The 9,436-nt window shown below is 69.6% G+C and carries 6 protein-coding genes and 1 pseudogene; 4 read left to right on the forward strand and 3 right to left on the reverse strand.

The genetic code is table 11. The features are described from left to right. Nucleotides 1-236: 236 nt before the first annotated feature. From Pma05_RS41800 to Pma05_RS41810, 3 genes are all read right to left on the reverse strand, one after another. Nucleotides 237-3,632, reverse strand: coding sequence for a S8 family serine peptidase (locus Pma05_RS41800; RefSeq protein WP_203863089.1), 3,396 nt, complete (start codon nt 3,630-3,632; stop codon nt 237-239). Nucleotides 3,633-3,779: 147 nt separating this feature from the next. Beyond that, entirely contained in the window at nt 3,780-5,096 is a 1,317-nt protein-coding gene (locus Pma05_RS41805; RefSeq protein WP_203863090.1) for a hypothetical protein, read from the reverse strand. After that, on the reverse strand, nt 4,994-5,506 hold the full coding sequence (locus tag Pma05_RS41810) for a SigE family RNA polymerase sigma factor (protein ID WP_203863091.1): 513 nt from the start codon (nt 5,504-5,506) through the stop codon (nt 4,994-4,996). The genes Pma05_RS41805 and Pma05_RS41810 overlap by 103 nt, the downstream gene beginning before the upstream one ends. A gap of 849 nt (nt 5,507-6,355) precedes the next feature. Here Pma05_RS41810 and Pma05_RS41815 point away from each other — a divergent pair. The 4 genes and pseudogenes from Pma05_RS41815 to Pma05_RS41830 all read left to right on the forward strand — a co-directional run. Beyond that, entirely contained in the window at nt 6,356-6,874 is a 519-nt protein-coding gene (locus tag Pma05_RS41815; RefSeq protein WP_203863092.1) for a hypothetical protein, read from the forward strand. Nucleotides 6,875-7,202: 328 nt separating this feature from the next. Further along, nucleotides 7,203-7,790 (forward strand): GIY-YIG nuclease family protein, encoded by a 588-nt coding sequence (locus Pma05_RS41820; protein WP_203863093.1) that lies wholly within the window; start codon nt 7,203-7,205, stop codon nt 7,788-7,790. A 196-nt stretch (nt 7,791-7,986) separates the two neighbouring features. Then, nucleotides 7,987-8,484: pseudogene (locus Pma05_RS41825) on the forward strand (hypothetical protein); the annotation flags it as partial. A 23-nt stretch (nt 8,485-8,507) separates the two neighbouring features. Next, on the forward strand, nt 8,508-9,436 hold a 929-nt coding region (locus tag Pma05_RS41830; protein WP_203863095.1), incomplete at its 3' end, for a WXG100 family type VII secretion target.

Consider the following 9,436-nt stretch of genomic DNA (forward strand, 5'->3'; position numbering starts at 1 on the left):
TAGCGATTCTCTGACTGGATCGCTGCTGGCGGGCGTCTGGGTGGACCGTTGCCGCAAGCGGCCGGTCATGATCGCCATGGATTTGCTGCACGGTGGTGCTCCTGCTGGTGTCGCCACCCATAATACGGACCTGTGGTGTAGCGCTCTCGGGCGCCACGTCGTGAGTTGCCGGAGCGTTCTCCGGCAACTCACGACGTGCTGTCAGCGGGTACCCGATGGCGGCGCTTCCGCTCCGGTCATCGGGTGGCTGTGAGGCGGTATGCCCTGACGGTGGTCTGGCGTACCGCGTTGCCGGCGGTGTCCGTGGCGGCGGCGCGCAGGGACACATACCCGGCCGTTTCCGGGTGGTGCAGCGTGATGACGCCGCTGTCACCGGAGCGGACCAGAGGCGCGCGCTGCCATGTCTTCCCGTCGTCGTACGACACGTCGATCGTCAGCGTTCGTACCCGACCCGCGGAGGACCCTGGCGTGGCGAGCACCGTGACCGGTACCTGGACGGTCTCACCGGTCGGGGCCGCGTTGAACCCGTCGAGGGCCGGGGTGTAGCGGACCACCGACAGTGGCAGTTTCGTCGGGGTGTCGCCCGGGACGTGCTTCGAGCGGAACGACCATTCGACGTTGGTGCGGGTGGCCAGCACGGCCGGAGCGGGCCTGGTCGCGTCGATCCGCACCTGGTAGCTCGCGTCGTCCGGCGGGACGGTGAACATGCCCTCCAGCTCTGGCGTCTGGTCTACCTGGACGCCGTTGCGGAGCAGTGTCGTGGTGCCTGTCGCGATGTACGAGCTGCCTCTCCGGTTCGGGTCGTCGGAGTACAGCGGAATCTCGATCTGCATCGTGTCGGCGCGGCGGTATGCCTCCACCGTGTCGGGCAGCGACGGTGCCAGAACGCCGCGGTTCCACCGCTCGGCGTACTCGCGGCCCGCCTGGTACCTGCCCGCACCAGACAGGACGGTGACTGCGGGGTGCTCGAAATTCCGGTCCCACTCCAGGAACTGGTTTCCCCAGTGCACGCCTCCCTCGGTGCTGTAGTACTCCGTGCGTACGGCGGGCAGATGGAAGGCCATTTCCTGCGCGACGCTGCCCATGTTCTCCAAGCCGTCAAGGCGCGGGAAGGCTGCCAGGTGGCCGAGGAGCTCAGGGGTGGCGCTGGCGTAGGTCGCCCGGACCGTGCCCAGGTCGCCAGGTCGGACGTTCCGGCTGAAGCCGGTGGGGACGAACCCCTTGTGGAACCAGGCGAGCCGGTACGCGTACGGGCTGTCGAGCGTGCTGCCGTCGGCCCCGACGGCCGCCCACTGGCTGCCGATCCTCGTCACGACGCCGTCCACCGACTCGTCGCCGCCGAGTTGTGCGCTGTAGATGCCACGGAACGTGTCGCCCATCATCCCTGCGCTGAATGCGCGGCCGCCGTCGGCGGATATCGTCGTCTGCATCTCGGCAAGTACCGAGGTTGCCGACGGCTGTGGGATGGTGACGGTGATCGGCTTTCCCAGCCGCGCGTCGAGCGCGATGGTCCGGTCTCCGGAGAACGCGAACGGCGGCTGTACCAGAAAGGTGCTGGTGCCGTCGGCGCCGAGGACGGTGCTGGCCACCGCGTACCGGCCCTTGGGCAGCCGGATGGTGGCGGTCCCGTCCGTACTGGCGACAGGGTGGAAATCGAACGTGTCGGTCCGCACCACGATCGTGTCCTGCGTGGTGCTCGGCGCGCCGGCCCGGTCGATGTGGTTGAGCGTCAGGTCGTAGCTCTCGGCTTCCAACGCGACGGCGATCGGGGTACGGACGACCCGGTCCGCGGCGGTCGCGGTCACGTACCCGACGAAGGTGTCACCGGCGGCACCCTCGCTGGTGTCAGCGGTCAGTGTCGTTTCCGCGTCACCACCTGCCGGCACGGTCAGCCGTGGCGTACCCAGGGTGAACACGCCCGCCGGTGCGGGCCCGCCGTCCGGCCCGGTGGCCTGCACGGCGAGGTCGAGCACGACCGGCGACGCGCCCGCGTTGTGGTATGTGATGGTCTGCCTGACGGGCTGGTCGTCGTCGTGCGGCCACGACCGCCGACCGAAGGCGGCGCTGGGCGGGTTCGCGGTGACCTGCTGCCCGATCGCCCGCCCCACGTCGACCCGGCCGGCGCCCTGGCCGTACACGGAGGTCGAGGTCTGGTGGGCGGCGGACGCCATCAGCGCCGCCTTGAGGGTCGACCCCGACCAGGTGGGGTGCTGCTGGACGAGAAGGGCGGCCGAGCCGGTGACGTGCGGGGTGGCCATCGAGGTACCGGACATGGTGGTGTACATGTCCCCGGGATTGCCGAGGCCGGAGGCGGCGCTGCGGGCGGCCGTGATGTCGACGCCCGGGGCGGTGATGTCCGGCTTGACCGCGAAGTCGCCGACCCGCGGTCCCCGGTTGGAGAACTCGGCGAGCGTGTCGTCGGCGTTGACCGCGCCGACCGCCAGGGCGGCGTCGGCGGTCGCCGGCGAGCGGACCGTGCCGTCCCCGCCGTCGTTACCAGCGGCGACCACGAACAGGGTGCCGTACTGCGCGGTCAGGTCCTGGACCGCCTGCTCGATCGGATCAACCTCCGGAGTGTCCCGGCCGCCCAGGCTCATGTTGACGACCTTGGCGTGGCGCTCCGCCGCCGCCCACCACATTCCGGCGAGGATCGCCGACTCGGGACAACCACCGAGGGCGCAGACCTTGCCGCTGATCAGTTGTGCCTCGGGTGCGACTCCCTTGTACCTGCCGTTCGACGCCGCGCCGCTGCCCGCGATGGTGGCGGCCACATGGGTGCCGTGCCCGTCCAGATCGCGGCCGTCCTCGGTGTCCGCCACGAAGTTCTCCGCAGCCGACACCCGACCGGACAGGTCCGGATGGTCGGCGTCCACACCGGTGTCGAGCAGGGCAACCGTCACCCCCTTCCCGGTGTAGCCCGCCTGCCAGGCCGCCGGCGCGCCGATCTGCGGGACGCTGACGTCCAGTGCCGGCCTGAGCTTCCCGTCCAGCCGCACCCTGACCACGCCGTCGGCGAGCCGGCTCGTGCCCCTCTTGCCGGTCGTGAGTCGCTGCCACACCGTCGTTCCGTCCTGCCTGCCGGCCCTGACGGCGAAGGTTGCCCTGCCGGGCAGGGCGCGCAGGACGCGACCGCCTGCCGCCGCCGTACCGGACCGGGCGGTGTCGCCCTTCGCGCCCTCGGCGTACGTCACGATCAACGGCAGGTCGGAGCGGCGGTCGTCGTACCCGAAGTCCAGCAGTGTGGTCACGTCGAACAGCCGGCTGTCCAACAGTCCGGCCCGCAGCGGCGTCAACGCGTCGCTCGGGACCACCCGCAGGTGCCCGTCGGCCCGGCTGACCAGGAACGTCACGCCGTCACGTCCGCTGCCCCGTGAGACGGAAACGTTGCCGAGATCCGCGCCACTGACGGTGACCCGGTCACCGGTGACCAGCGTCACCGTCCGCGGCGACTCCGCCGACCGTTGAGGCGCCTCGGTGGTCGCCGCCGCACCGGCCGTCCGGACCGCCGTCCGCGGCGTTGCTGCCCAGGCGGAAGGCACCGCGACCAGCCCCACACCCGCAACGAGCGCTGCGGTGAGGAGACCGCCGGCGGCCCTGCCGGGTAGGGGCTGACGTTGTCTGAGCCTTGACATCGTTTCTCCTTGCGGTTTGGTTGATTCCTCGTGTCGTCCAGGTCGGCCCGGGGCATCGCCGCCCGACGCGGCCAGTCACTGGCGCGACGTGCCCCCGGCCACGCCGGATCGGCCGCACTCGACCGGTCGCCGGGCGTCCGGGCCGACTCAGCAGCGCCAGCGAACCGGGTGGCGGGTTCCCTTGTCATCCGTGGCGGTACCGGCGATCAGCGAACCGTTGTCGCTGATCGCGGTGGCGCTGCTCCGGCCGCCCTCGCTCAGGCCCGGCAGCGGGTGCGACTCCCCGTCGGCGCCCCGGATCTTTGCCCTGCCGGCGTCGTTGACCACGGCCTCGCCCGTACCGGTGACGGCACCGACCACACCATCGCTAACCTCGGTCGCCTGCCCGGTGCGCAGATTCCACAGCACCCCAGGTGAGGGATTGGTCGCCGTGGACGGGCTCTCGGAGCCGCTGATCACGGGCGGAACCGCGGTGTGCTGGGTCTGCGACGTGACGGTGCCATACACCCAGTCCCCGCGTACGCCCCTCGCCCTGCCGCCCTCGGAGGGAGTCGTCAGCTGCCGTCCGCGGCCATCCGGATCCCACACGTACGCCCCCGTGCCCTCGAGTTCGCCGACGACGGCACCGGTGTCCGAGATGCCGAACGCGAGGGCGGAACCGGGTGCTGCCAGCCGATCCGCCTGGGTCCTTCCATCGAGGACTCGCCACACGACAGCCACCGACGCGCGGTTCTCGCCCAGGGCGATACCGACCGCCTCGCCACGCGAGTTGATCCCCGTCGCCTCCGCCGAGTCGTACCCGGCCGGGGTCGGCAGTTCCACCAGCCGGCCGTCCAGATGCGCCCAACCGAAGGTCACGCCTCCTACCCGGGTGCCCCTGCCCACGACGACACCGCTGTCGTTGACCGCCACGGCCTCGGCCGAATGGACGGCCATGCTCAGCGTCTCGACCGTGGCACCGTCCCAGATCAAGGGCCGGGAGATGGCGTCAGAGTCCGAGTACGCGTTTCCCACCAGAGAGCCCCCACTCGGCGAGCCCGCGGTAACGTCGAACCTTGCCGTGCCGGCGGGGAGCGGCAGACGCTCGACCGTGCAGCTCCGGCTGGTCGCTCCCGGGGTGCCCGACCCGGCAGCCGTCCAGCCGTCCGTGCCCGACGCCCGGGGCTCCACGACGATGGTCGCGCTGACGACCGCCACCAGCGCCAGCCCGAGGGCCCCGGCACCGCCCACCGCCACCTGGCGGCGGCGCCGCAGCCGGCGACCAGCGCTGATAAGGTCGGCCACCGCCAGCCGTGTCGGCGGCAACAGCACCCGCGATCCCATCTCGCGGATGGCCGACGCGGTAACCTCGTCCCTGTCCATCACGCACTCCTCGTCCCAGCGGCGGTCCACTGACCGTTCAAGAGGTTGCGCATCGCGGCCAGCCCGCGTGCGGTCTGACTTTTGACGGTGCCGGTCGAGCATCCGAGAATCGCCGCGGTCTCCTCCACGGACTTGTCGCAGAAAAACCGCAGCACGAGGACGGCACGCTGACCGCGGCTCAGACTCTTCAGGGCCTGCGCGATCGCGTCGGCGTCCTCCAGGTCGCGCCCTGGCTTGGCAGCCCGCTCCGTGGCCGGCCAGGTCAGCAGGACCCGAGCCCATCCCTTGCGCTGTTCATCGATGTAACGGCGCATCAGGATGCGGTGTACATATCCGTCGACGTTGCCGGCGGCACGCACCTTCGACCAACGCGCGTACACCGCGATGAGCGTCGCCTGCACGATGTCGTCAGCTCGGTGTACGTCTCCGCACAGTAGGAATGCGGTCCGCCGCAATCGGTCCAAAGCAGCCGACACGTAGTCGGAGTACTCCCGGTCCTCGTCAACCGACAATTGTGGCCCTCCTCGGGCAGTCCGAGTTCCGGATCAGGTAACTCCGGCGTCACCCTCCTGTCGCAGCCGACGTCGTGATCGGTTGTCAGGTCCGGGAAATTCCTCCGGCACCACGTCTGCACCGTTGGCGCTGCGTCACGAGGTGGCGGTGCCCCGACGGCAGGTCGGCCGGCCGCGCCTATCGTGGCCGGAACGGGCGGTGTTGTCCGCGCCGGTCCAGGCGCTCACACGGGAACTGTAGAAGCACGGATCGCCACACCCCGGCCACCCTGCCGGCCTGGACCGGCGGCTGGTTGGCCGGCGCTGGACCTTACCGAACCGGCTCGAACGACCCCGATCAACGACGACATCCCCAGGTGCAGCAATGGACTCGCAACGACGACCAGCGCGACCCGCGACCTCGGCACCGCCGCCGACACCGTAGCCGACCTCGAGGACCTTCGGCGGGCCCTGCCGTCGCTGCGCTCGACGGCGTCTCGTGCGGCTCGTAGCGGACAGCTCCGGGTCTCAGTTCAGCTTATGGTCAGCGTGGACGGCGGCGTTCGCGCCGGACAGTCGCCGGCCTGCCATGCAGGTCGGCCGCCCGGGGCGGGCGCGCTGGTGCATCATGTCGACCCGTACATGAGACGACCGAAGCGGATTCTCAGCGATCCGGCGATGGCTCCGGGAGGGAGACCAGACCGCTTGATCACCTGCGCGTACCTGCCGCTGACCGTACGCGCTGACGACCCTGAGCCGTCACGGTCCGTGTCGGTCGTCAAGGCCGGCAGGCATCCTGGACAAGTCGAGAGCAGTAACGGACTTCCGTGGCGCATTAATGGCATAGAATCGCTTGGATTTGGGGGTTCCTTGCGTCTGTTGCTGGCTTGCCTCGTGGCCATCGTTTCGGTCGGGCTCGTCGCGTTCGGTGGCGTAAGCGCACTTGCTGGGTTCTTCGACCAGCGCGCGGCGGATCGCGTGTACGTGGTCCAGTTCAAACGCCCCGGCGATGAATGCGGTGGCGCGCGGCAGTTGCACCTCGACGTGACCGACGGAAAGCCGCTGAGCTGCCGACCAGGGTATGCGGGAGTCGTCGGGGGATACGCCAGAAACGACCTGCCCGGCTTCGTCGACGCACAGAACGAGCAGGTGCTGGCCTTGGCCGAAGGGCTCGGCGGCGATGGGCTGTCGAGCGCCGAGCAACGCCAGATCCAGGACCGGGTGGATCAGATCTTGGCCACGGTGCCAGCCGCCGAGCGGCCGGACCGCAAGCCGGGCTTGTGGGGCGCGCGCCAGGCCTGGTTAGGGGGTGGGCTGGCCATGGCCGGCGTGGTCGGGTTGGTTGCCCTCTTGCTGCTCGCCATCCGCGCTACTAAGCGGGGACGCTGAGGTGGAGCGGCCTGGGTGGGGCATCAGACCGCGCGGAGCGGCTTCGCCGCGAAGACTGGCAGCTCATGCTGACCAAGACAGAGATCAGCGTCATGATCACGTATACGGACATGCCGCCACCCGTGCGCACCTCCAGCCCGGAGTCATCACGCCTCGTGACCGACCTACTGTCATAGTCGACGTCCGGACCTGCCGCAGACAATGCGCGGTCTGCTGGTCGGTCTGTCACTATCCGTAGTCGCCGATCGCGGTGCCGCAGAATCATCCGGCTAACCCAGCAGTTCCAGCGGCACCGACACGACCGGACGGGACGCCTAGCATCGTCCCGATGAACACTCCCGAAATGCGACCCAACGACGTCCGCACCGACGAGGCCCGCGCCACGGAAGCCCTGCGTCTGCTGTCCGGCACGCCAGTCGGACTCGACGTCGCCGTCAAAGGACTCAGCCGCGGCAGCGGTGTCTACGCCTGGTGGGCCGCTCCTTCGACCCTTCCCGACCTCCCCGGCCCGCCGAACGGGAACGTCCCGTCGCTACGGCTGCTCTACCTCGGTCGGGCGACCAGTCTGCGCGGCCGGATCCTGCGCAACCATCTCCGGCGCTCGGGCAGTTCGACGCTGCGCCGCACACTGGCCGGGCTCCTCACATCCGAGGGTTACCGGACGACCTGGACCGACCGCGTTGTCCTGGTCCCCGAGGACGAGGCACGCCTGACCGCATGGATGTACACGCACCTGCGCCTCACCTGGGCCGAGGACGCGCAGCCGGCGACCATCGAGGCCGAACTCGTCCGGCGCCTGCACCCACCACTCAACGTGCACGGCGTCGACCCCGAACACATCCAGCCGGCCGTGGTCGCCGCGAAGGACGCCTACAACACCAGCAGCCGCCCGGCCGAGCCCACGCGGACGCCGTGACCAATCGCCCGGCGCGAGCAGGTACCGACACACGCCCATCCGAGAACAGTACGTGTCATCATGGCGAGGTCGAGGCTGGTGTCCTCGTGCGCCCATGGCCTGGGTACCGCACCGGCCCTCCGGCGGTCAGCCGGCGTAGCGGGGCTCGCTGAGCCGGTGGCGGAATTCCGCGTGAGCGGTCTGGAAGACGTCGTTGAGCCGCACCTTCGTCAAGTACCACCACAACACCGACAAGAACGTCATCGGTCTGACCGAGCAGACCCGTAGCAGCGCGACGACCTGTGCCGCCACCACCTTCGACGATCTGACGACGTTGAGTGGGGCCGGCCAGGTCGCCTACGACGGGCAGGCGTACGGCGTCGGTCCCGTCGCCGCGGCCCGCGGGCTCGCCAGCCAGACCTGGTCGTTGAAGGCCGACGGCTCCGGTTTCCAGTCCGAGGGCGTTACCGAGTTCGACGCGATCGGCCGGGTCACGTCACGCACCGACCCCGACGGCCGGGTTTCCAAGATCACTTACACCCCGGACGTCGGTCAGGCGTTCAGCGTCACCGAGGAGAACTCGCTCGGGCACCAGCAGACCCAGGAGCTGGACCCGGGCCGCGCCCACGCGGTCAAGACCACCGACCCCAACGGGAGGGTCAGCGAGGCCCGGTACGACCCGCTCGGTCGGCTCCTCGAAGCCTGGGGACCCGGCACCGAATTCAGTATGGTCTGGGCATGGGAAACGTCGCCAATCTCTGGGACCTCAAGGCCGACCCGGCCGCATTGGAGAGCCTTGCCGCTACCTGGAAGTCGCAGGTCAAGCAATTGACATGGGCCGCCGACACGATCAGCGGCGCGGCGAATCGGGTGATCGGATCGGAGGCGTGGGCCGGTGAGACCGCCGAGCGGTACGACCAGCATCGGCGCAAGCTCGTCGCCGACCTCGACGACTGTTCCGAGTTGGCCGGAAAGGTCGCCCGGGCGCTGGGCGAGTGCGCCCAGGTGCTGCGGCACAACCAGGAGTTGCTGGCCGCCGAGCGGCGGAAGCTGGCGAGTATCCGGTCTGACGGGGCGGGTGGGCAGCTCACCTTCTATCCCGCCGACGAGCAGGAGAAGAAGCTGGTCGACGGAGCGGTTCAGGTCGCCAACGAGATCCGCGGCCGGGTCAACCAGGAACTCGGGGCCCAAGCCCTAGTCTTCAACCAGGCTCTCCGTGAGCTGAAGGGCAGGGACGGAAAATGGTCCTCCCGGACCCTGCGGATGCTCAACTACAACATCCAGCAGGGCGGCGGCGGCAACAACATCTGGGACCGCAAGCCGGGTACCGACGACGGCGACTTCGGCGCGCTCGCCCAACGCATCATCGACGGCAAGGTTGACGTCGCCACCTTGCAGGAGGTCTTCCGAGGTGGGGCGGACGAGTTGCAGCGCGAGCTGAACGCCCGGGCTGCTCCCGGCGAGAAGTGGGAGGTCCACTTCGGCGGGGCGTCGGAGAAGTACCAGTGGAGCAACGGCGGCATACCGGTGATCGGCGGTAACGGCGACTTTGGCAACGCCGTCGTGGTGCGGACCGGAAACGGCGTGTCGACCAATTTCGTCTCGGTTCCGCAGCTCTCCGAGGGTGACGAGGGTCGCTCGGCGACCAAGGTGGAGATCGTGCTCGA

It is taken from the genome of Plantactinospora mayteni, assembly GCF_016862935.1.
In the GTDB taxonomy this organism is placed as follows: Bacteria; Actinomycetota; Actinomycetes; order Mycobacteriales; family Micromonosporaceae; genus Plantactinospora; species Plantactinospora mayteni.

What these genes read in the sequence shown, in the direction of transcription:
- Pma05_RS41800 (WP_203863089.1), bottom strand. Translation starts at nt 3,632, where the DNA reads ATGTCAAGGCTCAGACAACGTCAGCCCCTACCCGGCAGGGCCGCCGGC.
- Pma05_RS41820 (WP_203863093.1), top strand. Translation starts at nt 7,203, where the DNA reads ATGAACACTCCCGAAATGCGACCCAACGACGTCCGCACCGACGAGGCC.
- Pma05_RS41805 (WP_203863090.1), bottom strand. Translation starts at nt 5,096, where the DNA reads ATGCTCGACCGGCACCGTCAAAAGTCAGACCGCACGCGGGCTGGCCGC.